Genomic DNA, 25069 nt, shown 5'->3' with positions numbered 1-25069 from the left:
CTGAAGCTCGGAGCCCGGCGGTGTCAGCTTTGCGTCAGCCTGACAGATCATGACAGGGTCATCGGAAAAGGAACGGGACCAACATGCGCATCCTGCTGATCGAGGACGACACGGTTCTGGGCGCCGCCATACGCGACCAGATCGCAGGCGACGGGCAGTCGGTCGATTGGGTCACGCGGCTGGATGCGGCGGGAGATGCCATGGCCGGCGCCACCTACGATCTCGTGCTGCTCGACCTGATGTTGCCCGATGGTCGCGGCATCGGCTTCCTGAAGGCCCTGCGCGCGCGCGGCGACGTGACGCCCGTGATCATCCTGACCGCGCTCGACCAGGTGTCGGGCCGGATCGAAGGCTTGAATGTCGGGGCCGACGATTACCTCGTAAAGCCGTTCGACCTGTCGGAATTGTCGGCGCGCATCGGCTCGGTCGCCCGGCGCTACACCGGCAATCCGAACCCGATCGTCAGCCATGGCGCACTGAACATCGACCTCGCAGCCCGCAGCATTCACCGCGAGGGCAAGCCGGTCGCGCTGACCGCACGCGAATGGGCGCTGTTCGAGGCGTTCCTGACCCGCCCCGGGCAGCTTTTGTCAAAGACGCAGCTGGAAGAGAAACTCTACGCCTTCGACGCCGAGGTGGAGAGCAACACCATCGAGGTCCATGTCAGCCGCCTGCGCAAGAAGCTGGGGCCCCAGATCATCGAGACCGAGCGCGGCATGGGCTACCGCTTGGGCAAGCCATGAGGCTGCCGCGCAGCCTTCAGGCCCGGCTCGGACTGTTGCTCGGCATTCTGTTGACCGTGCTGTGGATCGCTGCCGCCTCCGTGACGGCTTTGATCCTGCGCGGCGAGATGGACGAGGTCTTCGACTCCGCGCTGCAGGAAACCGCGCAGCGCCTGTTGCCGCTGGCTGTCGTGGATATCGTCGGGCGCGAAGAGGATGGCATCACGCAGCGGCTTGGCACGATCCGCGAGCATGACGAGCTCTTCACCTACATCGTGCGGGACGCCGATGGTCGCATCCTGCTTCGGTCGCACGCTACCGACGTGGCGATTTTTCCGGACTATGACGGCCCGGGCTTCCGCCAGACCGCAACCCATCGGCTTTACAACGAAGACGCGCTGCAGGGGACCGTCAGGATCACGGTGGCCGAGCCGCTTGAGCACCGCGCGTCCGTCGCGCGCGAGATACAGATGGGTCTGGGTCTGCCCCTGCTGATCGTGGTGCCCCTGGCGCTGCTGTCCATAGTTTTCGCCGTAAAGGCGAGCCTCGCACCCCTGCGGCGCTTCGGCGAACGACTGGATGCGCGCAATGCCCGGGACCTGTCACCCGTTCCAGACGGTGACATCCCGTCCGAGATCACTCCTGTGGCTGCCACCCTGAACAGGCTGCTCGACCGGCTGAAGGCCGCCTTTGATGCCGAACGGAGCTTTGCCGCGAACGCCGCGCATGAACTTCGCACGCCTTTGGCCGGCGCCATCGCGCAGGCCCAGCGCCTGCAGTCGGAAACCCGCGACCATGCCGCCCGGGCGCGGGCGGCCGAAATCGAAGGCACTCTCAAGCGACTGACTCGGCTATCGGAACATCTCATGCAGCTCACACGCGCCGAAGGCGGACAGCTTCGCCTTGACCTGTGCTCGGATCTCAGGATCGTCGCGCAGCTGGTGGTCGAGGATGTTGCCCGAACGGGAGCGCCTGGCCGCATCGCGTTGAAACTGCCGGAGACGCCGGTCATGTCGGACCTAGACCCCGACGCCTTCGGCATTCTGTGTCGAAACCTCGTGGAGAACGCTCTGCGTCATGGCTCGGACGCCACCCCGGTCGACGTGACCTTGACGCCCGATGGCCAGTTGATCGTCGCAAACGACGGGCCCGTCCTGCCACCTGAAACTCTGGACCGGCTCACAGCCCGCTTCGAGCGCGCGGGCACAAGTGCAGATGGCAGCGGGCTGGGCCTCGCGATCGTCGCCGCCATAGCCGATCGCATCGAAAGCCCTCTTGTTCTCAGATCACCGCGTCCCGGCGCGTCCTCGGGGTTCGAGGCGTCCGTCAGGTTGCCTGTAGGCGATGCCAAGGTGCTGTCAGACTAATGCGACGCGGTCTCCGCAAGGGCAGGCAAGCTGACCCGTCAAGCCGCGAAAAGGCCGCGCCACTCGGCGAGGGCGGCGGCACGGTTCTGCTTGAAGATCGAGCGGGAGGAGAGGCTGCGTTCCTGGTTGAAGTGGTTGTGAACCGAGGCGTGGACGGAGGCGAATTTCTGCAGACATCGAATTTGCCGGAAGCGCTGCATCGCCCGCTCCCGCCCTCGGAATGGCAGGTGTGAATTCTCGGCGCGGTTGTTCGTCCACCGCCCCATCTCCTTCAGGGCGGCACCGTAGCTGCGGAGACGATCCGTCACCACTTCCACGGGTCGACCGTGCCGCTTCATCGATTTCCTGAGGAATTTCAATGCCGCAGCCTTGTCCCGCGTGACCGTGACAAAGCTCTCCAGAACCTCCCCCTCATGGTCGACGGCCCGCCACAGGTAGTGATGCTTGCCGTTGATTTTCACGAACATCTCGTCCAGATGCCAGCGCGACCGGCTCGACCGCATGCCCTGCACCCGGCGCTTCCGGATCTCGGCCGCGAACATCGGCCCGAACCTGTTCCACCAGTACCGGACCGTCTCGTGGCTCACCTCTACACCCCGCTCGTGCAACAGGTCCTCCACATTCCGGAGCGACAGAGGGAAGCGAATATACATCATCACCGTGAGGCGGATGATCTCGGGTGACGTCTTGAAATATCGAAACCGGCTGCGCTTCTGCGTCATCACCGCAGACTACGCGCCCGCCCTGCCCCGCTCAAGCCGGTTTCCTCTGACACCTCCTTCTCCGGGGCTTTCGAGCCAGCGTCAACGACCGTGCCGAAGCCGCGCCGTTCACAACGGAAGGGACGGATCACAAAAATGTCGACTGGAAATTCGGCCCGCGGTGGTATTCTATTGTTCGCGGAGCTTTCTTGGGAGGGAGGGCCCGAGACATCGTCGCCTATTCACACGATCCGCTGCTGGTAATCGCCTCGCTCGCCGTCGCGCTGATGGCGGGGTTCACCGGGCTGACGCTGACGCGCGGGGCCTCGGCCCTGCCCGCGGGGCGGCGGCAGATGGTCGTCGCAATGTCGGCCTTCGCGCTTGGCGGCGGCATCTGGTCTATGCATTTCGTGGCAATGCTCGGGCTCGAGCTGCCGATCCTGTTCTATTATGACGCGCTGACCACCATGTTCTCGGTGCTGATCGCGATCCTGATCGTGGGGCTGGCGTTGCTGCTAATGCATTTCGGGCGGCGTACGCGCCCGCGCATCGTCATGGCGGGCGTACTGGTGGGGCTGGGCATTCCGGCGATGCACTACACCGGCATGTCGGGGATGGAGCTGTGCCGCCCGGTCTATTCGGTGGGCGGCATCGCCGCGGCGGTGGGGCTGTCGGTGGCACTGGCGGTGGCCGCGTTCTGGATGGCCTATGTCAGGCGCGACATCCGCAGCATCATGTTCGGCACGCTGGGTTTCGGCGTGGCGGTATTCGCCGTGCATTTCACGGCGATGGCTGGCACGCAATTCACCATCGTCGAGCAGGCGGGTGCGGACGGGCCGCGCATCAGCAACGACACGCTCGCCTTCGGGGTCACGCTGGCGGTGTTCCTGATCTCGGGCGCGTTTCTCATGACCGGGGCGACCGTCGCCGCGCTCAAGGACGGGCAGACGGGTGCCGACATACCCGCCCCCGCCGCCACCGGGCCGGAGGCACCGGAGACCGCGCCCGCGCCTGCCTCTGGCGAGGCCCGCATCCCCTACGAGAAGGACGGGCGCATCCATTTCGTCGAGGCGCGGATGGTGGCGGCGATCCGGGCGGAGGGCCATTACACCGTGATCTATTTCGGCGCACAGCGCGCCCTTTCGCCGTGGTCGATGTCCGAGATCGAGCGGCGGTTGCCGGGCACGGGCATGATCCGCACCCATCGCAGCTATATCGTCAACCCGCTCCACGTCTCGGGTTTCGAGCGCAAGAAGGACACCGGCGTGGTGTTCTTCGAGGGCGGCGGGGCCATCGCCAAGGCACCGGTCAGCCGCTCGCGCCTGTCGGCGGTGCGTGCGATGTTCGGGGTCTGAGCGGGGCAGGTTGCGATTTTCTGCGGGTGCATACGCCGTTCGTGCGCCATCGTCGCATTTGGTGAAGACGAGCGCGACATCCGTGCGCCCCCGCTCGCCCCCGCGACCTGCCCTGATCCAGCCTGACCTGCATGGGCCGACACGGCCCCGTCAGGGAGGACAAAATGATACCGTCAGCATTCGAGTATCACCGACCGCCCAGTGTGGCGGAGGCGATTCGCATCGTATCCGAGCGTGGCGACGATGCGCGCGTCATCGCCGGTGGGCACAGCCTCATCCCGATGATGAAGCTGCGCATGGCCCATCTCGAGCACCTCGTCGATCTGCAGGACGTGGCCGAACTCAGGGAGCTCAGCATCGCGGACGGCATCGTCCGGATCGGCGCGATGGTCACGCAGCATGAACTTATCACGCACGAGGGGCTGGCGCAGGCTGTGCCGATCGTGCGCGAGGCCGCGCTGCTGATTGCCGATCCGCAAGTGCGCTACATGGGCACGATCGGCGGCAACCTCGCCAATGGCGACCCGGGCAACGACATGCCGGGGCTGATGCAATGCCTGGATGCGCGCTTTGGCCTCGAGGGGCCGGAGGGCAGCCGCGAGGTCGCCGCGCGCGACTTCTACGAGGCTGCCTACATGACCGACCGCGCGGACGAGGAGATCCTCACGCGCATCACCTTTGCCGCCTCGACCGGAGGCTATGCCTACGAGAAACAGAAGCGCAAGATCGGGGATTACGCCACAGCCGCGGCGGCGGTGCTGATCAACGCGCAGGACGGGCGGGTGAGCCGCGCCTCGGTGGCGATGACCAACCTCAGCGACGTGCCCGTCTGGTCCGAGGCCGCCGCCGACGCGCTGATCGGCACGGCCTGCGACGCGGCCGCCTGCGACGCGGCGGTGGCGGCGATGAGCGCCGAAATCGACCCGCAGGAGGATTCCCGCGGACCGATCGAATTCAAGCGCCACGTAGCCGGCACGATCCTGCGCCGCGCCATCGCGCGGGCATGGGCCCGCGCCTGAGGGAGGACAGCATGAGCGACAAGATGCACATAAAACTCACCGTGAACGGCGCGCCGCGCGAGGTGCTGGCCGAGCCGCGCGAACTCCTGATCCACGTGCTGCGCGAGCGGCTCGGGCTGACGGGGCCGCATATCGGCTGCGAGACAACCCATTGCGGCGTCTGCACCGTGGACATGAACGGCAAGTCGGTGAAATCCTGCACGGTTTTCGCCGCGCAGGCCGACGGGGCCGAGATCACCACCATCGAGGGGCTCGGCACGCCGGACGACCTGCACGTGCTGCAGCGGATGTTCCACGAGCATCACGGGCTGCAATGCGGCTTTTGCACGCCGGGGATGATCACCCGCGCGCACCGCCTGCTCCAGGAGAACCCGGACCCGACCGAGGAGGAGGTGCGCTTTGGCATGGCCGGAAACCTCTGCCGGTGCACGGGATACCAGAACATCGTCCGCGCCATTCTTGCGGCGGCGGCGGAACTGAACGCAGCCAGGGAGGCGGCACAATGAACGACATGACCCCGGAGGGCCGCGAGGAACGCCGCGGCAAGCTCAAGGGCCTCGGCCATGCGCGCCGACGCGTAGAGGATGCCCGATTCACCCAGGGCAAGGGCAATTACATCGACGACATCAACCTGTCGGGTATGCTGTTCGGCGATTTCGTCCGCTCGCCCCATGCCCATGCCAGGATCACGTCCATCGACGCCTCTGCCGCGTTGGAACTGCCCGGCGTGGTGGCTGTGCTGACGGCGGACGATCTGCGCCCGCTCGACCTGCACTGGATGCCCACCCTCGCGGGCGACAAGCAGATGGTGCTGGCCGACGGCAAGGTGCTGTTTCAGGGGCAGGAGGTGGCTTTTGTCGTGGCGCGCGACCGCTACGTCGCCGCCGACGCGGTCGATCTCGTCGAGATCGAGTACGAGGAACTGCCGGTCATCACCGACCCGTTCGAATCGCTCCAGAGCGACGTTGTGTTGCGCGAGGACCTTGACCCCGAGGCACCCGGTTCCCACGGCCCCCGCCGCCATCACAACCACATCTTCCTGTGGGAGGAGGGCGACAAGGCGGCCACCGAGCAGGCGATCGAAAGCTCGGAGGTGGTGGCCGAGGAGATGATCTATTACCACCGCACCCATCCCTGCCCGCTCGAGACCTGCGGCAGCGTCGCCTCGATGGACAAGGTCAACGGCAAGCTTACTCTCTGGGGCACGTTCCAGGCACCGCATGTGGTACGTACCGTGGCGTCGATCCTGTCGGGCATCGAGGAGCACAACATCCGCGTGATCTCGCCCGATATCGGCGGCGGCTTTGGCAACAAGGTCGGGGTCTACCCAGGCTATGTCTGCTCGATCGTCGCCTCCATCGTCACAGGCAGCCCGGTGAAATGGGTCGAGGACCGGATGGAGAACCTGATGTCCACGGCCTTTGCCCGCGACTACTGGATGAAAGGCCGGATCAGCGCCACGAAGGACGGTCGGATTACCGGCCTGCACTGTCACGTCACCGCCGATCACGGCGCGTTCGACGCCTGCGCCGACCCGACGAAGTTTCCCGCCGGGTTCTTCCATATCTGCACCGGCAGCTATGATATCCCGGTGGCCTATGTCGCCGTGGACGGGGCCTATACCAACAAGGCACCGGGGGGCGTGGCGTATCGCTGTTCCTTCCGCGTGACCGAGGCCGCCTACATGATCGAGCGCATGATCGAGGTGCTGGCCATCGAACTGGGCATGGACGCGGCCGAATTGCGGGCCAGGAACTTCATCCGCGAGGACCAGTTTCCCTACCAGTCGGCACTGGGCTGGGAATACGATTCGGGCGACTATCACACCGCCTGGAACAAGGCGCTCGAGGCGGTGAATTACGAAGGGCTGCGTCGCGAGCAGGCCGAGCGGGTCGAGGCGTTCAATCGCGGAGAGACGCGCAAGCTGCTGGGCATCGGCCTCACCCATTTCACCGAGATCGTGGGGGCGGGCCCAATGAAGAACTGCGACATCCTTGGGATGGGCATGTTCGACTCCTGCGAGATTCGCATCCACCCGACCGGATCGGCCATCGTGCGGCTGGGCACGATCAGCCAGGGCCAGGGCCACGCGACGACGTTTGCGCAAATCCTCGCGTCCGAGATCGGCATCTCCTCGGATTCGATCACCGTGGAGGAAGGCGACACCGACACCGCACCCTATGGGCTGGGCACCTATGGCTCGCGCTCCACGCCGGTGGCAGGGGCCGCCGCGGCGATGGCCGGGCGCAAGATCCGCGCCAAGGCGCAGATGATCGCCGCCTACCTGCTCGAGGTACACGAAGACGATCTGGAATGGGACGTGGACCGCTTTGCCGTCAAGGGCGCGCCGGAGCGCTTCAAGACCATGGCCGAGATCGCCTTTGCCTCCTACAATCAGGCGATCCCCGGCGTCGAGCCGGGGCTCGAGGCGGTCAGCTATTACGATCCGCCCAACATGACCTATCCATTCGGTGCCTATATCTGCGTGATGGAGATCGACGTGGATACCGGCGAGCACGAGATCCGGCAGTTCTACGCGCTCGACGATTGCGGCACGCGGATCAACCCGATGGTGATCGAGGGGCAAGTGCATGGCGGGCTGACCGAAGCGCTCGCCATCGCGATGGGGCAGGAGATCGCCTATGACGATCTCGGCAACATCAAGACGGCCACGCTGATGGACTTCTTCATGCCCACAAGCTGGGAGACGCCAACCTACACCACCGCCTTCACCGAGACGCCGAGCCCGCATCACCCGATCGGGGCCAAGGGTGTCGGCGAGAGCCCGAACGTGGGCGGGGTGCCGGCCTTCTCCAACGCGGTGCACGACGCCTTCCGCCCCTTCGGGCTGCGCCACAGCCACATGCCGCACGATCACTGGCGCATCTGGAAGGTGGCCCACGAGCTGGGCCTGCACGGATGATCGCAGTGGCTGACGGACCCGCGCTCAACGACCGGGGAGGTTTGACATGAACGACTGGCGCGCACTGCAAGACGGGCTTGCCGGGCAGGGATACATCGCCGCGCCCGACCTGGCGATGGCGCTGCACCTGTCCATCTCTCTCGGGCGACCGCTGCTGCTCGAAGGGGCGGCCGGGGTGGGCAAGACCGAGGTCGCCCGCGCGCTCGCGGCGGCCGAGGGGACGCGGCTGATCCGGCTCCAGTGTTACGAGGGGCTGGACGCGGCGCACGCGATCTACGAGTGGAACTACCAGAAGCAGCTCCTGGCGATCCGCGCCGCCGCCGAGGACGGCGAGACCGGAACGGCGGTGGAGCGGCGCATCTTTTCCGAGGAATTCCTGCTGGAGCGTCCGCTGCTGCAGGCCATACGTCAACCCGAGGCACCGGTGCTGCTCATTGACGAGATTGACCGCGCCGACGAGGAATTCGAGGCCTACCTGCTCGAGGTACTCTCGGATTTCCAGATCACGGTTCCCGAGCTCGGCACGATCGCGGCGCGCAGCATTCCCCGCGTGGTGTTGACCTCGAACGGCACGCGCGATCTCTCGGACGCGCTGCGCCGGCGCTGCATGTACGCGCATGTCGCCTATCCCGACCGCGAGACCGAGCTGACCATCCTGCACGCCCGCGCGCCCGAGGTCGAGGCGCGGCTCGCGGCGCAGATCGTCGGCTTCGTGCAGGCGATTCGCCGGGAACGGCTCGAGAAGGTGCCGGGCGTGGCCGAGATGCTGGATTTCGCCGCCGCCGTGGGCGGGCTCGGGGTGGCCGATCTCAGCACCGACCCGGCGGTGCTGCACGCCACGATGGCCACGCTTCTCAAGACCGAGGGCGACCGCGCGGCGATTCCGCCCGAGGTGGCCGCACGGCTGGTGGGCAGGGCGGCATGAGCCGCGTCGCCCGCTTTGCCGCGCGCGACCCGGGCGTGGCGGCGCGCATCACCGGGTTTCTTGCCCACCTGCGCGCGCATGGCTTCGGGTTAGGCGTCGCTGAGGCCGAGACGGCGCTGCGCGCGCTCGAGCATGTCTGCGCCGCCGATCCGGAAATGACGCGCCGCGCGCTCAAGGCGGTGTGCGCGGGCTCCGCCGACGAGGTGACGCGCTTCGACGAGTTCTACGATGCCTTCTGGCTCAATGACGGGCGGGTGCGCCTGCGGGTAACGGCGGACGCGACCTCCGCGCGCTCCGACCTTGTGCGCGCCCCGGGGGTGGACGAAGACCGCGCGACAGGCACTGCCACGGGCCGCATCGAAAGCCCCGATGACGGCGGCGGCGGCGAGACCGACGCCGAGGGCAGCGGGAGGCTGATCGCCTCGGGGCGGCGCAACCTGATGACAACGGACCTGCGCGAGGTCGTCAGCCCCGCGGACGTGGCCGAGGCCGAGGCGGTGGCCGAGCGGCTGGGACGGGCGCTGCGCGACCACCGCTCGCGGCGGCGCAAGGCGGCACGCCGGGGCCGCGCGGTCGATCTGCGGCGCACCATCCGCAAGAGCCTTGGCACCGGCGGCGAACCGCTGCGGCTGGAGCGGCGCACGCGCCCCGACCGCCCCGTGCGCGTCACCGCCCTGTGCGACGTGTCCGGGTCGATGGCGGTCTACGCGCGACCCTTCCTCGCCTTTCTCTCGGGGCTGATGCGCGCCGATCCCGATACCGACGCCTACCTGTTCCATACCCGGCTGGTGCGGATCGCCGACGCCCTGCGCGAGACCGACGCGCTGCGGGCGCTCAACCGGCTGAGCCTGCTGGCCGACGGGTTCGGCGGCGGCTCGTGCATCGGCGCATCGCTCGACCACTTCTCGCGCAGTTATGCGCGGCGGCTGGTCAATGGGCGCACGGTGGTGCTGATCCTGTCGGACGGCTATGACAGCGCCGACCCCGAGGAGGTCGGGGCCGCGCTCGCCCGGATCAGGCGGCGCGGCTGCCGGATCATCTGGCTCAACCCGCTGAAGGGCTGGAAGGGCTACGAGCCGGTGGCGCGCGGCATGGCCGCGGCGCTGCCGCATCTCGACCTGTTCGCACCGGCGACGACACTCGCGGACCTCGCCGCGTTGGAGCCGGAGCTCGTACGCCTATGACCCTGTCGCGCCCCGCCGATACCGAACTCGAGGCCGAGATGGCGCGGCTGCGCGCCGCCGAAGCGCCCTTCGCGGTGGCCACGGTGGTGCGCACGCTGGCCGCCACCTCGGCCAAGCCCGGCGCCAAGGCGCTGATCGACGAGGCTGGCACGCTGCGCGCAGGCTGGCTGGGCGGGGGATGTGCGCGCTCGGCCATCGGACGCGCCGCACGCGCGGCGATCGCCGAGGGGCAGCCCCGGTTCGTCTCGATCCGGCCCGAGGAATTGCTGGAGGCCGATGGCGTGACCGCCGGAGAGGAGCGCGAGGACGTGCATTTCGCGCGCAACGGGTGCCCGAGCAAGGGCTCGATGGACGTGTTCGTCGAGCCGGTCCTGCCGCCTCCGCGGCTGGTGATCTGCGGGAGCGGGCCGGTGGCAACCGCGCTTGCCCGCCTCGCGGACCGTTTCGGCTTTCACCGGATCGTCTGCGCGCCGGGGGCCCAAGCCTCCGCGCATCCGGACGCCGAGGAGGTGGTGGATGGTCACGCCCCCGACAGCGCAGTTCGCTTCTACGTCGTGGCCACGCAAGGCATGGGCGATGCCCCGGCGCTGCGAGCCGCGGTCGCGTCCGAGGCGGAATATGTGGCCTTCGTCGGCAGCCGGCGCAAGTTCGCCGCGCTGAGCGACCGTCTCGCCGCCGAGGGCGCGGACCGCGCCGCGCTGGCCCGGGTCCATGCGCCCGCCGGTCTCGACATCGCCGCGATCACCCCAGACGAGATCGCGCTCTCGATCCTGGCCGAGATCGTGGCCCATCGCCGGGCGGGCGAGCGCGCCTCGCCCGCCTGACCCATCCCCGGGACCCGCAACGCTTAAGAGGAGAGCCCAATGAAACTGACCGACGAGGTATTTATCGCCGCCCCGCGTGAGGACGTCTATGCTGCGCTCAACGACGTGGAGGTGCTGAAAGACTGCATTCCCGGCTGCGAGGAGCTTGTCCGCCACTCCGACACCGAGCTCGAGGCGAAGGTGTTGCTCAAGGTCGGCCCGGTCAAGGCGCGGTTCTCCGGCACCGTGACGCTGACCCCCGAAGAACCGCCCCGGCGGTTCACGCTGACCGGCAGCGGCAGCGGCGGGACGGCGGGCTTTGCCAAGGGCGGCGCGGATGTCGTGCTGCAGGAGCAGGACGGCGGCACCTGCCTGACATACGAGGCGCATGCCGATATCGGCGGCAAGCTCGCGCAACTGGGCAGTCGGCTCGTCCACGGTACCGCGAAGAAGCTGTCGGCCAGATTTTTCAAGGCCTTCGCCGAACGGGTGACCACTAGCGAAACGGCGCTTGTTCCAGGCCGGGCGACAAGCGCAAATGGCGGATAAGTCAGCAATGGGTATTATGAGTCCTCCCATCCGGCGCGGTCCACCACATCACCAACTCGACGTTGGCTATTGAAGGTAACCCTGCCGGGTGCAAGTGCGGCGAATGTCAGGATGGGATTTGGTGAAGCCAACCGACGTAGATGTCCGCTTTTGACGTAGTTATAATGATTGTGACCAATCGTGCCGCGAATGCATCAGGGCGGTTTGTTTAAGGTTTTTCGATGCGGGCCGCGTCGAGACATTTGCTGTCAGCGCGGTTTCGGCCCGCGTTGGAAAACCCTGACAAGGAGGAAGCTGCGGCGGGCCTGGTGCTGTCTATGGGGAAAGCGTGTCGGCGTGTTTGGCCGTTATCGGTATCGAACCCGTAGGTCGCGAGGACCTTGGGTGCCTGTCCAAGCGGGCGTGATCGTGATTTCCGGGTGCGGATAACCCAGGTGACAGCGTCTCAGCGGTTTGATGCGGTCACCTGGTAAGGCGGGGGCGATTCGGTTCGACAAGCCGCAGTGGTTCGTGGACGCGCTGGCTGCTGGCACAACTGCCGGTGATCTGGAAATCGGCCGAAAGATCACCAACCCTGCGGCTAAAGAGCCCGAGGCTGATCGTTGCCCGACCCGGTCATTCGGGCCTGGCGCCGCGTAGGACAGGAGCTGCCTCAACTGGGCAGTCAGTGGAACTGACCTGCCTCCTTCGAGCGACCGTCACAGAGGGCGGCAAGCGGTCTTTCGCTACACTACGCCTAAACGTCGGCTTAATTGGTTTAGGGGGCTTTCAAGAATGCTTCAGCTTCCATTCAACGCATCACGAACGGGTTGGCCATTGGTGTTTCGGACGTGCTAATCCATGTTGTTTTGGTGCGTGTGTAGTCATGTATGGCTTCCATCCCGGCTTCGCGCCCATAGCCTGACTGATCAAAGCCTCCGAAGGGCGCGATGGGTGAAACAGCGCGGTAGGTATTGACCCAACAGATGCCCGCCTTGAGCCGCGCAGAGACACGATGTGCGCGTGCGACATTCTCAGTAAAGACACCCGAGCCAAGTCCGAAGGGAGTGCTGTTGGCAATTGCGATAGCTTCTTCTTCAGTGTCGAATGGCAGGAGCGACATGACAGGTCCGAACATTTCGATCTTGAGCGTTTCGGCGTTTGCGTCAGCGCATTCAACAAGCGTAGGCGCCATGTAATTGCCGGGGCGTTCCAACGGCGCGCCTCCAAAGCGGATTGTTGCGCCGCTTGACACGGCCGCAGCAAGGGTTGCTTCGATCTTGCTGATTTGCCCGACCGTGCAAAGTGGGCCGATTTGGGTGGTCGCGTCTAGCGGATCGCCGATGACAACCCCCTTCATCTTCTCTTCGATCTTATCCGCCACGGCCTCCAGCACCGAGCGATGCACCAAGCCCCGCGTACCCGCCACACAGCTTTGGCCCGAGGCTCCGAAGTTGCCTGCGATAAGCCCGTTGGCCGCACCGTCCAGATCTGCGTCTTCAAAGACCAGAATGGGGGATTTCCCGCCTAGCTCCAGCGTGGTGACCGCAAAATTCTCGGCTGAGTTGCGCACTACATGCCGTGCGGTTTCCGGCCCGCCGGTAAAGGCTATGCGGTCGATATCAGGGTGGCGTGTGAGCGGGATGGCACAGTTCTCGGCATCTCCTGTGATGACCGAAACGACGCCGGCTGGAAATCCTGCCTGTTCGATCAGGCGGGCAAACTCAAGCATCGGCGCGGGGGCAATTTCCGAGGCTTTCAACACCACAGAGCAGCCCGCGGCCAGTGCGGGGCCCAGCTTTGTTGCTGTAAGGAACATCTGGGCATTCCACGGCACGATGGCGGCGACAACGCCGATAGGTTCGCGCCGTGTAAAGACATGCATGTCTGGTTTGTCGATCGGCAGGACCGCGCCTTCGATCTTGTCGGCAAGCCCCGCGTAATAGCGGTAATAGTCGCCCACATAGGCCGACTGGCTAGCAGTTTCCGCAAGGAGCTTGCCGCTGTCTGTTGTTTCAATGCGCCCGATTTCGGCGGCGTTTTCCTCGATCAGCTCGGCAAGCCGCCAAAGGAGTTTGCCACGTTGGGTCTGGGTCATATCGCGCCATGCCGGGTCGTTCAGCGCACGGCGCGCAGCTATAATGGCACGCGCGACATCGGCCTTCGAGGCGCAGGCGAACGTGGCCCAGTCCCGTCCGTTGGCGGGGTTTTGCGAGATCATAACCTGACCTTCGGAGCCTTCCGTCCAAGCGCCGTCGATAAAGAGCTGATAGTGTGGTTTGGGGTCCATTTTGTTCCTCACCTGAAGGCCGGCATAACAGTGTCGATGAAGCGAGCGAGCGAGGCGCGCTTGCGCTCGAAACTCATCCCGCTGTCGATCCAAAACGAGTACTCATCATACCCGAGCTCTTCGTATTCTCGTATTTTTTCGATAACGTCTTCTGCGGTTCCGATGGTCAGGTCACGGGCCATGTTCTCGGGGGCCATAAGTTTGTTGGCGGCGAGTTCCTCGTCTGAGAGAGGGGAAATCAGCCCCTGCGCAACGGGGCGCTCGTTCTTGAACCAAGCGCCAAAGTAGCAATAATAGCGCGAAAGCTCGCGGGCGGCCTGTGTCACATCATCGGCATCCGCGCCAACATAGGTGTGATGCAGCAGCATAATTTTGGGTCGTGGGCCGTCATAACTGGCGCAAGCGGCGTTGAAGCGCGCCATGAGGGTTTTGATCTCCTCGATCCCCTGCCAAAGCGGCGTCACCTGTATGTTAAAGCCGTTCTGCACACCAAACTCATGGCTGTTCGGGTCGCGCGCAGCGATCCAGATCGGCGGGCCGCCGTCCTGCACGGGCTTGGGCGCGGCTGTCGTGGCTGGGAAGTTGTAAAACTCGCCTTCATGGGTACAGTCACCCTCCCACAGCTTGGGGAGGAGTGGCGCCAGTTCGCGCATGCGCTGCCCCGCTTCCCACGCGTCCATGCCGGGCATAAGCCGCTCGTATTCGTAAGAGTAAGCCCCGCGTGCAATCCCAAGCTCGATGCGCCCGCCTGTCATCAGATCGGCGGAGGCGGCCTCGCCAGCCAGCTTAACGGGGTGCCAGAACGGCGCGATCACCGTGCCCGTTCCCAGCTTCACGTTCTTTGTGTGATGGGAAATATGCACGAGCGACATAAGAGGGTTCGGCGCGATGGTGAACTCCATCCCGTGATGTTCTCCAGTCCAGATAGCGCGCATCCCTGCATCGTCTGCCATTTTGCACAGCTCGATCAGTTCTTCATTAAGCTGCTGGTGCGATTGCTCGGGCGTCAGGCGCTCCATATGCACAAAGAGTGAGAACTCCATTTTCAAGTCCTTTCAGGCAGATGGTGGACATCGCCGCGCTGTGCATCACCGACGTAGAGGCCAAAGCTGCGGGTTTGCATCTCAAGCGCGAAGCGGTTCATCATGTGAGCGATGGGTTGGGACGCGAATTTTAGGTTGGGAATGTCACCGATCGGATGGGTTTCGAACCCGCCGTTGCTGGTGCACGGCGCCGCGGCGAGAAAGAAGGAGCAATGGGCTTTGCCATCATCGAACACCGAATAGGCGGGCCCAAGCTTCACCGGCAGGCCGCGCATCTCAAGGTCACGGGTGAGGGTATGGCGCAAGTTGTCCCGATCCTTTGCCAAACTCTGCGGCGGGCAGTAGCCGGCCTCAGTTCGCTCCAAGAGCACGGTATCGCCCCGAGTGATGATCACACCTCCAAGGGCCGTACTACCCGAATGCTCAAGCGCCGCGCGTTCAAGCCCGAGGCTGAAAAACTGCCCACCGACATAGCCAAGGCCACGTCCGGCACGTTGTTCAAAGCTCTGCACTGCGCCAATCAGGATCGCATGATCCCCGGCATCGATCACGCTGTGAGTTGTGCATGAGAACTGCGCTAACGCACCGTCAATCAGAAGGTTTCCCAAGGCGTCTTGGCAATGTGCCACGCGCGCGAAACGGTCGCCCTTGTAGCTTGCGAAGGTGTTTGCCACGTCTTCCTGCCCTTCGGCCAGGATATTGACCGCGAACTGCGTGCAGCCTGCAAACGCTTCATAGCTAGAGAGAAACTTGCCTGGGCAAACCAGCAATAGTGGCGGATCAAGAGAGACAGATGAGAACGAATTGGCCGTAAATCCGACGAAGGTTCCGTCAGCGGCTTTGCTCGTAACGACGGTGACGCCCGTCATGAAACTGCCAAATGCGCTGCGCAGGGCGCGCGGATCAATCGCGCTCATGGCCAGACCTCCTGCGTAAAATCCAATAGCGCCCCGTTCAATGCGCCCGCATGGGTCATCGGCATCATGTGGGCCGCGCCCTCGACGATCAGGGCGCGTCCTTTCGGGGTAAGATCGGCCATGGCCTTTGACATTTCAGGTGTCGAGTTCTGTTCGAGCGCACCTGTTGCAAAGAGGGCGGGGCACGCCAGCGACTGCAACGCTTGCCGGCGCGGACCATCTGCATGGGCAAACGCCGTATAGGCCAGCTTGTAGCCCTTTGGGTTTGCTGCAAGAAGCCAGCTTTCGCAGGCGCTGCGTTCAGGCGACGGAGCGTTTCCAAACCACCGTTCAAGCGTTGGGCCTGGGTCTGGCGCTGCGGTTTCATCAAGGCTTCCTGCGCGGGCTTGCACCGCCGCCGCCGCCTCTGGACTACGCTCAAATATCGCGTTGAACGCAGCGACAGCACTGACATCTGCGGGTGCGCGGCAGGCTAATTCAAGCGCGATCATTGCCCCCATGGAATGACCAACAACCAACACAGGCTCGGAAAGCTCTTTCAGAACAGGTAGAAAAGCCTGCGCATACTCGGCAAGCGTGATCGGGCCAGAGGGGCAAGAGCTGTGCCCGTGGCCCTGCATGTCAGGCGCGATCACTTGATAACTGCCGCGCAGCGCCTCGATCTGCGCGCCCCAGGCCTCGGCCCTGAGGCCCACGCCGTGCAAGAGCAGCACGGGCCGCCCAGCGCCTGCCACGATAGCAGAGAGGCCCGCAACTTCAGACCGCGGCAGGGTTGTCGAGATCATTGCCCAAATCCTTCAGGTCCTGATAACGATCCCCAATCCGGTGATGAGGCCGACCGGACATGGCTGCCCCAAGCACAACGACAACCTCATCATCGCGCGGCGCATCAGGGATCGAGAATTGGATAGTCAGATAGTGCGAACGCCGCCCTGCATCGTTCTTGTCCATCAGCGGAACCATAATCGGCGCATTGGCCGTGCCGCGTGTATTGGTGAAGGCAAGATAGGATTTGGCCTCAACAGCCTCACGGTAGAAATTGCCAAACCGCAGGGTATGGATCAGTCCCGACGCGTGCTCGATCTCACCATCGAGACCGACAACCGCCGCCTTGCCATAGGCCTCAATCGCCGCACCGTTCCCGGCAAGGTCGATCATCCGCTTGGTCATCATCTCGCCCAATACGGGGCCATAGGCCCTGATCTGCGGCGTCAGGTCTTCGACAAACCGACCAGCCCAAGGGTTGCGTAACACTGCAGCGACAGCGAACATTCGCCACGGCTTATCCGTCTCGCGAAACCCCTCGATGAAGATTTCCTCATCATAGGTGACGATTTTCCTGATTTCCGGTTTCATTGCATCCTCCTGTTCGCTGCAGGAGACGCTATGAAGCCGGAGTATTTTTGACAAACGATTGAATTATGCGCTTGTCTATTAGTGTTTGTAATGGCTGAATTGACTCATGGCAAAATCCCTTCCCCCGTTCGGTTGGCTTCGCTCGTTCGAAGCAGCAGCACGACACTTGAGTTTTACCGCCGCTGCGGAAGAAATAGGCCTCACGCAGTCAGCCGTCAGCCAGCAAGTGAAGTCTCTTGAAACGCGGCTGGGCGTTCCGCTCTTTATGCGCCAGGCGCGTGGATTGGCGTTGACGGACGCAGGGCGGAGGCTTCTTCCCGAAGTCGACGCACCGCTGCAAGCCTTAGCGGCCGCGATGGATATTGTGGACACAGGCCCCGCAAAAAACCTACTGACAATCGCTACATCGGTGAGCGTTGCACATTGGGTCATCGCGCCGCGACTGCGCGATTTCCAAGCGCGATTCCCTGCCCTCAGAGTGAGAATTTACAGCGCCATCTGGCCTGATGACTTCCACTCTACCCGTGCTGATGTTGAAATACGGTTTGGATCGGCCAGGCAGGCTGGGGTTGATGCCGATCCTCTCTTACCCAACCAGCTTATTGCGTTGAAATCCCCAAGTCTAAGTGGAGACCTGCATGAGTTGCCGCTCATCGAGGCGGTTGGAACATCAAGCGGCTGGCAAGCCTGGGCCAAGCTGGTCGGGAGCACGCCGCCCCCATCTCTCTACACCGATACATATGGCATGGCCTTGCACCTTGCGGCTCATGGAAACGGCGTGGCCCTCGTAAGCGAATTGCTCGCCGACCACGCCTTGAAAACAGGGCTCGTTGAGCGGGCGCACCCTGCTTCGATATCAAGCCACGAAGGCTACTTCCTGTCGATTGCCAAGGACAACCCTGAGGCTTTAGAATTTCGCGAATGGTTGTTGGGCAGGCTGTGAGCTACCCCCCATCCCTTGGACAGGATCTGGCGTAAATTAAGCTACTCTTTGCACCTGCTGATCGGGTTTGGTTTCGTTTTTTCCCAGCCAATAGACCATGGCTGGCGGTCTGCCGCCAAGGGCTGAGTGTGGGCGTTGGTGATTGTAGAAGGTCATCCATTTCCGGATTCCGGCCTTGGCTTCTGATCCGGTCTCTTAGGCATGCAGGTAGACGCATTCGTATTTCTGGTAGATCGGCATCAGTCCCATAATGCGCGTCAGCCGGCGTATCCGTTTCTCATTCACCAGATGACCCTCATTGCGCAGGTGCCAGGTCATTTGCCGGACGCCGAAGAACGGCGTTTCCAGGAACTGCCGATCGATCCGCCGCATCAGGTCGAGGTTCTGCTCGGTCTCGCCCTTCGCCTTGAACTCCGGCGCGTACTGCTTGCGTTTCGCCATCTCTGATCTCCTTCTTGTCGAAGACCAGCAGACTGAAATTCGTAGCTTATGTCAGTGTCCAAATTTCGGGGGGGTAGCTCAAAGTGTTTTTCTAATGTGGGGCTTTATGTGGGGTGAAATTCACTGAGAGGCATTTTATTGAGTGATTTCAATGGTGTGATGGCGGAGACGATGGGATTCGAACCCACGAGACCCTTCCGGGCCTACTCCCTTAGCAGGGGAGCGCCTTCGACCACTCGGCCACGTCTCCGCCGACGCGTATAGCGGGGGGTGGGGGCGGGTTACAAGGGAAAATATGGCGGTTTGGGGAGGGAGAATGCCGGGCGGTATCGCGTCGGTATTCTGTCGGTATTGCGCCGGTGCCCCGGCAGGGATGGGCCGAGCGAAAAAGAGGGGGCCCGTGGGCCCCCTTTCAGTTTCGCGGATCGGATGGTACGTTCACTGCCCGACCATGTCTCTGCCTGTGTGTCCGATCCGCGTCCGGGGCGAGCGCACCCGCCCCCGAACATGTTGACCTGCTCAGCTACACCCGCTCGTCGAGCCGCAGGTGTTGCACTTCATGCAGGTGCCGTTCCTGACCAGCGTGTAGTTGCCGCATTCGCCGCAGGCTTCGCCCTCGTAGCCCTGCATCCGGGCCTTGGTGCGGGCGTCCATGGATGTCGCGGTGGCGGAGGCGGCGATGGCGGTGCGGCTGATCTCCACCGTCTCGGTGCTGCCTTGCACGGCCATGGCCACGTCGCCGCCGCGCCCGACCCCCTGCCCGCCCTGCAACACGACAAGCTCTTGTGGCAGGCGCTTGCGCAGGTAGCCCGAGGAGCTGATCTGCTTGAGCACCTCCAGGGAACGGTTCGCCGCCTCGCCAGACATCTCGGTGATGTTGCTGACACCTTCCTCTTCGCCGCGGCCGAGATCGTCGAAGGACGCGCCCGAGGGTTTGACATGCGCGAGATCGGTGCGGTCGAGATAGCTCACCGCGAGTTCGCGGAAGATGTAGTCGAGGATCGAGGTGGCGTTCTTGATGCTGTCATTGCCCTGCACCATGCCCGAGGGCTCGAACTTGGTGAAGGTGAAGGCATCGACGAATTCCTCGAGCGGCACGCCGTATTGCAGGCCGACCGAGACGGCGATGGCGAAATTGTTCATCATCGCGCGGAAGCCCGCGCCTTCCTTGTGCATGTCGATGAATATCTCGCCCAGCTTGCCGTCGGCATATTCGCCGGTGCGCAGATAGACCTTGTGCCCGCCGACGATGGCCTTCTGGGTGTAGCCCTTGCGGCGCTCGGGCAGCTTGTCGCGGGCGGCGCGGATCACTTCCTTGATCACCACCTTCTCGACGATCTTCTCGGCGAGAACGGCGGCTTTCTCGTGCGTGCTGCCGGACTCCAGCACCTCGGCGGCCTCGTCGTCATCCTCGACCAGCGCGCTTGCCAGCGGCTGGCTGAGCTTGGAGCCGTCGCGGTAGAGCGCGTTGGCCTTGACGCCCAGCGACCACGACAGCTCGTACGCCTTTTGGCAATCCTCGATGGTGGCGTCGTTGGGCATGTTGATCGTCTTGGAGATCGCGCCCGAGATGAAGCTCTGTGCCGCGGCCATCATGTGGATATGGCTATCCACGCCGAGGAAGCGGCGACCCTTGCGGCCGCAGGGGTTGGCGCAGTCGAAGACATGGTAATGCGCCGGGTCGAGATGCGGCGCGCCCTCGAGCGTCATGGTGCCACAGACGTGATCGTTGGCCGCCTCGATCTCGGCCCTGGAATAGCCCAGCGACGCCAGCAGGTCGAAGGTGGGGTCGTTGAGCTTTTCCGCCGGGATGCCGAGCGCTTCGCGACAGAATTCCTCGCCCAGCGTCCACTGGTTGAACACGAAGCGGATGTCGAAGGCCGCGCCGAGCGACTTTTCCACGCGCGCCAGTTCCTTCTCGCCGAAGCCGTGGCCGATGAGCGAGGTGTGGTTGATCCCCGGCGCGTTGCCGAGGCTGCCGTGGCCAACCGCGTAGCTGACGATTTCCTCGATCTGCGCCGGGCGATAGCCCAGCTTGGCGAGCGCCGCCGGCACCGACTGGTTGATGATCTTGAAATAGCCGCCGCCGGCCAGCTTCTTGAACTTGACGAGCGCGAAATCGGGCTCGATGCCGGTGGTGTCGCAATCCATCACCAGCCCGATCGTTCCGGTGGGGGCGATCACCGTGGTCTGTGCGTTGCGATAGCCGTGCGCCTCGCCCAGCTTCAGCGCCTCGTCCCACGCGGCGACCGCCAGCTTGGCGAGCCGCGCATCGGGGCAGTTGGCGTGGTCGAGCGGCACGGGCTTGACGGCCAGCGCCTCGTAGCCCTCGGTCTCGCCACGCGCGGCGCGGCCGTGGTTGCGGATGACCCGCAGCATGTGCTGCGCGTTGCGCTCGTAGCCCGCGAAAGCACCCAGCTCGCCCGCCATCTCGGCCGAGGTGGCATAGGCGACGCCGGTCATGATCGCGGTGAGCGCGCCGCACATGGCGCGGCCCTCGTCGGAATCGTAGCCCAGCCCCATGTTCATCAGGAGCCCGCCGATATTGGCATAGCCAAGACCCAGCGTGCGGAAATCAAAGCTGAGCCGCGCGATCTCCTTCGACGGGAACTGTGCCATCAGCACGCTGATTTCCAGCGTCACGGTCCAGAGGCGCGTGGCGTGCATGTAGGATTCGGCGTCGAACGCGCCATCCTTGTAGAACTTCAGCAGGTTCATCGAGGCGAGGTTGCAGGCCGTGTCGTCGAGGAACATGTATTCCGAGCACGGGTTGGAGCCGCGGATCGCGCCATCCTCTGGGCAGGTGTGCCAGGCGTTGACCGTATCGTGATACTGAATGCCCGGATCGGCGCAGGCCCACGCGGCGTGGCCGACATCTTCCCACAGGTCGCGGGCCTTGATGGTCTTGGCCACCGAACCGTCCACGCGGTTGATCAGCGACCAGTCGCCATCATCCTTTACCGCCTTGAGGAAGGCATCGGTCACGCGGATCGAGTTGTTGGAATTCTGGCCCGAGACGCTGGCATAGGCCTCGCTGTCCCAATCGGTGTCGTAGGTCGGGAACTCGATGCTGCCATAGCCCTGCTTGGCATAGTCCAGCACGCGCTTGACATAGGTTTCGGGGATGTGCGCCCGTTTCGCGCCGCGAATGGCCGTCTTGAGGGCTGCGTTCTTGCCCGGGTCGACCGCGTCCTCGGTGCTGCCGTCCCATTCGCGGATCGCGGTGAATATCTCGTTGAGCCTGGCCTCGTGGGCCTTGGAGCCGGCGACGATCGAGGCGACCTTCTGCTCTTCCTTGACCTTCCAGTTGATGAATTCCTCGATATCGGGGTGATCGGCGTCGCAGATTACCATCTTGGCCGCGCGGCGCGTGGTGCCGCCCGACTTGATCGCGCCCGCCGCGCGGTCGCCGATCTTGAGAAAGCCCATGAGGCCCGAGGATTTGCCGCCGCCCGAGAGCTTTTCGCCTTCGGCACGAAGCGAGGAAAAGTTGGTGCCGGTGCCCGAGCCGTACTTGAACAGCCGCGCCTCGCGCACCCAAAGGTCCATGATGCCGCCGTCGCCCACGAGGTCGTCGCGCACCGACTGGATGAAGCAGGCATGCGGCTGCGGATGCTCGTAGGCGGATTTGGAGCGGGTGAGCTTGCCGGTCTGGTGATCGACGTAGTAGTGGCCCTGCCCCGGCCCGTCGATGCCATAGGCCCAGTGCAGGCCGGTGTTGAACCATTGCGGCGAGTTGGGCGCTGCCATCTGGCGCGCGAGCATCACGCGCATCTCGTCGAAATAGGCGCGGGCGTCGGCCTCGGTGGTGAAATAGCCACCCTTCCAGCCCCAGTAGGCCCAGGCACCGGCGAGCCGGTCGAACACCTGGCGCGCGCTGGTCTCGCCGCTAAAGCCGTCATTGTCCTTTGCCGCGCGCGAGCGCCACAGGAATTCGGGCACGCCCTTTTCCTTCACGCGCTCCAGCTTGTTGGGCACGCCTGCCTTGCGGAAATATTTCTGCGCGATCACGTCGCTGGCGACCTGGCTCCAGCCGGTGGGCACCTCGATCTCGTCGAGACGGAACACGGTGCTGCCGTCGGGGTTGCGGATTTCGGAGCTGGTGGTCACGAAGTCCAGCGCGGCATAGGCGTCCTGACCGGCGGTGGTGAATTTGCGTTCGATTTTCATTGTCTCTGCCCCATAATCGCGTTGCTTGCGGCCTTTTGGCCCTGATGCGGCTGGCTCGTCCGGTCGCGCCCGTTGCGCCCGGAACGGGCGCGGGCACCGTTCCGGCTGCTCCGCTTGGTTCATGTCTGGTTTACCGTCCCGCGGGCGTGACCACTATATATTGTGGCTCTTCAGTCCGCCCACACAAACTGACGTAGATTACGGTCTCAGGTCAACGAAAAAAATCGCTCCGGCGGTCGAAAAACCATTTGACTGTGAGGGTCGTGCCGAGCCGGCCACGGGGCCGTGATTCCTCCGCGCGTGGCGCGACACGGGAAAGCGCTGGGACCACCGGCGCTTAGCAGGGCAAGCTGAAGAATTGCATGAAAGATGTGCTCGCGCACGCGCCTTGGGCGGCGGGATGGTCGGGGCGGCGAGATTCGAACTCACGACCCCCTGTACCCGGAATATGGATATCACGCGTTGAAAATGGGAGGCCGCTTCACCTCTACACGCCCTGACACCCGTGCCCCCATATCGCTCCAGACTTCATTGCGAGAGCCGTGCGAAACCGGATGCGGCGCGATCATGTAGTGGACGCCACCACGTTCAGTCACGTGCCATTTGTCGGCATCCTCCCAGTCTGAGAGCTTGACCCCGGCAATCCACGGCCAATGGCATGAAAACTCTGCGCTCTTGCCGTAGAACACCACGACCTTGGGGCTGTGGTCCTCAATCAATTGGCGGAGAGCAGTTGCGCGTTTGACTGCGAAGTGAGCGAAATAGAGACTTCTTGACCAGAGTTCAGGAACGTCGGTCCAAGTGCCGTATGGCCACGAACCTGCGGTTTTCTTGGGCAGCGGCATGAGTTCGAGGAGGCATGTGGCAGAGGCTTCACGCCCCAGAATGAACTTCTGGAAGGCTCGCACACCCTCACGCGTCGGCGTGCCGGCCTCCGCTGCCATCTGAAAGTAAATGAGTTTTTCCCACGTGGGCTGGATTCGAACACGTTTCCTACGCGTCAGGTCTTCGGCGGTCATTGCCTCATGATAACCTGCGATATCCTCCAGCTGTTTCCGGCCGCGCGCGTCCCAGGTCTCTAGTCGCTTTCGAATATTTTCCTCACCCCCGCCGCCTTCCTCCATACCGATGAACCAGATCGGTGCGGTGAGGTCTCCGTACCCGTAAAACCTGTCGGCGAAGCAAAGAAGAAGTTCAGAATCCAGCATGCGCGGCCCCCTTAGGATGGTCGGGGCGGCGAGATTCGAACTCACGACCCCCTGTACCCAAAACAGGTGCGCTACCAGACTGCGCCACGCCCCGGACCATGGGTCTAGATAATCGCCATCGCGCGGATTGGAAAGCGGAAACCGGGGCGGCGCGGTGGTTATTGTGCCGCGTCGCAGGGCCAGGCGGCGGCCTCCTGATCGACGGCGGGGTGACGCATTTCCCAGCCCGGCGCGATGCCGATCCGCCGCGCCATTCCGCCGTTGATCTCGAGCACGGTCTGTATGCCGTTACCGCCCATGACCGGGCGGGTGTCGTGGGGCTGCGCCTCGTGGTGGACGCGGCGCACCGTGCCGCTGGCATCCATGAAGATCATGTCGAGGGGGATGAGCGTGTTTTTCATCCAGAAGCCCACCTGCTGCGGGCGCGGGTAGACGAACAGCATCCCGGCGGAGGCGGCGAGAGACTCGCGGTTCATCAATCCCTGCGCGCGTTCGGCCTCGGAATCGGCGATTTCGACGCGGAATACCGCCTCGCCACCCGGGCCGCGCAGTTGCGCCGTGCCCTCGCGGCAGGTCCCGGCCATCGCCGCACCGCCCGCAAGCACCAGGACGATTGCCCCGATCAGTCGTCTGAGCGAATCGCCGCTTCCCATCCACACACCTCGGTCGCCATCCGTCCCCTTTTACCATCGATCACGCGAATGGCCAGCGCCTCGCCGGGCTGGACATCGGCGAGCCCGGAGCGGCGCAGCACCTCGATATGCAGGAACACGTCCTCGGCGCAGCCGAAGGTGTTGGCAAAGCCGAAGCCCTTGCCCTTGTCGAACCACTTGACCCGCGCGGGTTCCAGCGGGACGGCGCGCAGCGCGGCCTCGTCCACCTCCTCCAGGTCGGCGAGCCCGGTGCTATCGGAATCCTCGGGAGGCTCGATGGCGTGAACCAGGACCGCCTGCCGTCCGCGCGCGGTATCCTGCACGTCAAGCTCCACCCCGGCGCGGTCGGCGACAGAGCTTTGCCCGAAATTACGCAGCACGTTGGCGTGCAGCAGGATGTCAGGTCCGCCCTCGTCGGCCAGCACGAAGCCAAAGCCCTTGACCGGATCGAACCATTTCACCCGGCCCCTGACCCGGCGAATTTCATTCTCGTCTGTTGTCACTCTGCCCTACCTAACAGC

Annotated in this window: 21 protein-coding genes, 2 tRNA genes and 1 pseudogene; 11 read left to right on the top strand and 13 right to left on the bottom strand. The window is 64.1% G+C overall.

Features of this window, described 5'->3' with window-relative positions:
- Window positions 1–83 precede the first annotated feature (83 nt).
- Both CRJ03_RS11180 and CRJ03_RS11175 read left to right on the top strand, forming a co-directional pair.
- Window positions 84–743, top strand: a complete 660-nt coding sequence (locus tag CRJ03_RS11180) for a response regulator transcription factor (protein WP_104018943.1) — start codon at window positions 84–86, stop codon at window positions 741–743.
- Window positions 740–2089, top strand: coding sequence for an ATP-binding protein (locus CRJ03_RS11175; RefSeq protein ID WP_104018942.1), 1350 nt, complete (start codon window positions 740–742; stop codon window positions 2087–2089). Before CRJ03_RS11180 ends, CRJ03_RS11175 begins: the two co-directional genes overlap by 4 nt.
- A gap of 38 nt (window positions 2090–2127) precedes the next feature.
- Here CRJ03_RS11175 and CRJ03_RS11170 read toward each other — a convergent pair whose 3' ends face one another.
- The gene (locus CRJ03_RS11170; RefSeq protein WP_104018941.1) at window positions 2128–2811 is read right to left on the bottom strand and encodes an IS6 family transposase; all 684 of its coding nucleotides are present in this window, start codon (window positions 2809–2811) and stop codon (window positions 2128–2130) included.
- 188 nt (window positions 2812–2999) lie between these two features.
- Between CRJ03_RS11170 and CRJ03_RS11165 the strand changes: the two genes are divergently transcribed.
- From CRJ03_RS11165 to CRJ03_RS11130, 8 genes are all read left to right on the top strand, one after another.
- On the top strand, window positions 3000–4145 hold the full coding sequence (locus CRJ03_RS11165; RefSeq protein ID WP_240611648.1) for an MHYT domain-containing protein: 1146 nt from the start codon (window positions 3000–3002) through the stop codon (window positions 4143–4145).
- A gap of 164 nt (window positions 4146–4309) precedes the next feature.
- Complete coding sequence (locus CRJ03_RS11160) at window positions 4310–5164, top strand: FAD binding domain-containing protein (RefSeq protein WP_104018940.1); 855 nt, start codon at window positions 4310–4312, stop codon at window positions 5162–5164.
- An 11-nt stretch (window positions 5165–5175) separates the two neighbouring features.
- Window positions 5176–5670 (top strand): (2Fe-2S)-binding protein, encoded by a 495-nt coding sequence (locus CRJ03_RS11155; RefSeq protein ID WP_104018939.1) that lies wholly within the window; start codon window positions 5176–5178, stop codon window positions 5668–5670.
- On the top strand, window positions 5667–8087 hold the full coding sequence (locus tag CRJ03_RS11150) for an aerobic carbon-monoxide dehydrogenase large subunit (protein WP_104018938.1): 2421 nt from the start codon (window positions 5667–5669) through the stop codon (window positions 8085–8087). Before CRJ03_RS11155 ends, CRJ03_RS11150 begins: the two co-directional genes overlap by 4 nt.
- 46 nt (window positions 8088–8133) lie before the next feature.
- Window positions 8134–9012 carry an AAA family ATPase gene (locus tag CRJ03_RS11145; protein ID WP_104018937.1) on the top strand — a complete coding sequence of 293 codons (879 nt, stop codon included), beginning with the start codon at window positions 8134–8136 and terminating at the stop codon, window positions 9010–9012.
- Window positions 9009–10196 (top strand): vWA domain-containing protein, encoded by a 1188-nt coding sequence (locus tag CRJ03_RS11140; protein ID WP_104018936.1) that lies wholly within the window; start codon window positions 9009–9011, stop codon window positions 10194–10196. Before CRJ03_RS11145 ends, CRJ03_RS11140 begins: the two co-directional genes overlap by 4 nt.
- Window positions 10193–11020: an XdhC family protein gene (locus CRJ03_RS11135; protein WP_104018935.1), complete on the top strand. Its 828-nt coding sequence runs from the start codon at window positions 10193–10195 to the stop codon at window positions 11018–11020. Before CRJ03_RS11140 ends, CRJ03_RS11135 begins: the two co-directional genes overlap by 4 nt.
- 39 nt (window positions 11021–11059) lie before the next feature.
- Complete coding sequence (locus tag CRJ03_RS11130) at window positions 11060–11548, top strand: SRPBCC family protein (RefSeq protein ID WP_104018934.1); 489 nt, start codon at window positions 11060–11062, stop codon at window positions 11546–11548.
- A gap of 790 nt (window positions 11549–12338) precedes the next feature.
- On the opposite strand, the gene CRJ03_RS11125 is transcribed toward CRJ03_RS11130, so the two are convergent.
- From CRJ03_RS11125 to CRJ03_RS11105, 5 genes are read right to left on the bottom strand one after another with little or no spacing between them, the layout of a single operon-like run.
- On the bottom strand, window positions 12339–13817 hold the full coding sequence (locus tag CRJ03_RS11125; RefSeq protein ID WP_104018933.1) for an aldehyde dehydrogenase: 1479 nt from the start codon (window positions 13815–13817) through the stop codon (window positions 12339–12341).
- 8 nt (window positions 13818–13825) lie between these two features.
- Window positions 13826–14860, bottom strand: a complete 1035-nt coding sequence (locus CRJ03_RS11120) for an LLM class flavin-dependent oxidoreductase (RefSeq protein ID WP_104018932.1) — start codon at window positions 14858–14860, stop codon at window positions 13826–13828.
- Between the two features lie 2 nt (window positions 14861–14862).
- Window positions 14863–15777, bottom strand: a complete 915-nt coding sequence (locus CRJ03_RS11115; protein ID WP_104018931.1) for a flavin reductase family protein — start codon at window positions 15775–15777, stop codon at window positions 14863–14865.
- Window positions 15774–16490, bottom strand: coding sequence for an alpha/beta fold hydrolase (locus tag CRJ03_RS11110; protein WP_240611647.1), 717 nt, complete (start codon window positions 16488–16490; stop codon window positions 15774–15776). The genes CRJ03_RS11115 and CRJ03_RS11110 overlap by 4 nt, the downstream gene beginning before the upstream one ends.
- A gap of 43 nt (window positions 16491–16533) precedes the next feature.
- Window positions 16534–17133, bottom strand: coding sequence for an amino acid synthesis family protein (locus CRJ03_RS11105; protein WP_104018929.1), 600 nt, complete (start codon window positions 17131–17133; stop codon window positions 16534–16536).
- A 106-nt stretch (window positions 17134–17239) separates the two neighbouring features.
- Here CRJ03_RS11105 and CRJ03_RS11100 point away from each other — a divergent pair, with 106 nt between their 5' ends.
- Window positions 17240–18076: a LysR family transcriptional regulator gene (locus tag CRJ03_RS11100; RefSeq protein ID WP_104018928.1), complete on the top strand. Its 837-nt coding sequence runs from the start codon at window positions 17240–17242 to the stop codon at window positions 18074–18076.
- Between the two features lie 90 nt (window positions 18077–18166).
- Here the strand turns inward: CRJ03_RS11100 and CRJ03_RS20330 are convergent.
- The 7 genes and pseudogenes from CRJ03_RS20330 to CRJ03_RS11060 all read right to left on the bottom strand — a co-directional run.
- A pseudogene (locus tag CRJ03_RS20330) lies at window positions 18167–18466 on the bottom strand (helix-turn-helix domain-containing protein); the annotation flags it as partial.
- 211 nt (window positions 18467–18677) lie between these two features.
- Window positions 18678–18767, bottom strand: a tRNA-Ser gene (locus tag CRJ03_RS11085).
- Between the two features lie 269 nt (window positions 18768–19036).
- Window positions 19037–22687, bottom strand: a complete 3651-nt coding sequence (locus CRJ03_RS11080; protein WP_104018925.1) for a vitamin B12-dependent ribonucleotide reductase — start codon at window positions 22685–22687, stop codon at window positions 19037–19039.
- Between the two features lie 455 nt (window positions 22688–23142).
- Window positions 23143–23895, bottom strand: a complete 753-nt coding sequence (locus CRJ03_RS11075) for a hypothetical protein (protein WP_104018924.1) — start codon at window positions 23893–23895, stop codon at window positions 23143–23145.
- Window positions 23896–23912: 17 nt separating this feature from the next.
- Window positions 23913–23989: transfer RNA gene (locus tag CRJ03_RS11070), tRNA-Pro, on the bottom strand.
- A 64-nt stretch (window positions 23990–24053) separates the two neighbouring features.
- Window positions 24054–24548: a DUF192 domain-containing protein gene (locus CRJ03_RS11065; RefSeq protein WP_104018923.1), complete on the bottom strand. Its 495-nt coding sequence runs from the start codon at window positions 24546–24548 to the stop codon at window positions 24054–24056.
- On the bottom strand, window positions 24518–25051 hold the full coding sequence (locus tag CRJ03_RS11060; RefSeq protein WP_104018922.1) for a cold-shock protein: 534 nt from the start codon (window positions 25049–25051) through the stop codon (window positions 24518–24520). The genes CRJ03_RS11065 and CRJ03_RS11060 overlap by 31 nt, the downstream gene beginning before the upstream one ends.
- Between the last annotated feature and the right edge of the window lie 18 nt (window positions 25052–25069).

Source organism: Roseovarius nitratireducens, assembly GCF_002925845.1.
Classification (GTDB): domain Bacteria; phylum Pseudomonadota; class Alphaproteobacteria; order Rhodobacterales; family Rhodobacteraceae; genus Roseovarius; species Roseovarius nitratireducens.
The sequence above is the reverse complement of the archived record's forward strand: the minus strand, read 5'-3'. Positions and strand labels throughout refer to the sequence as shown.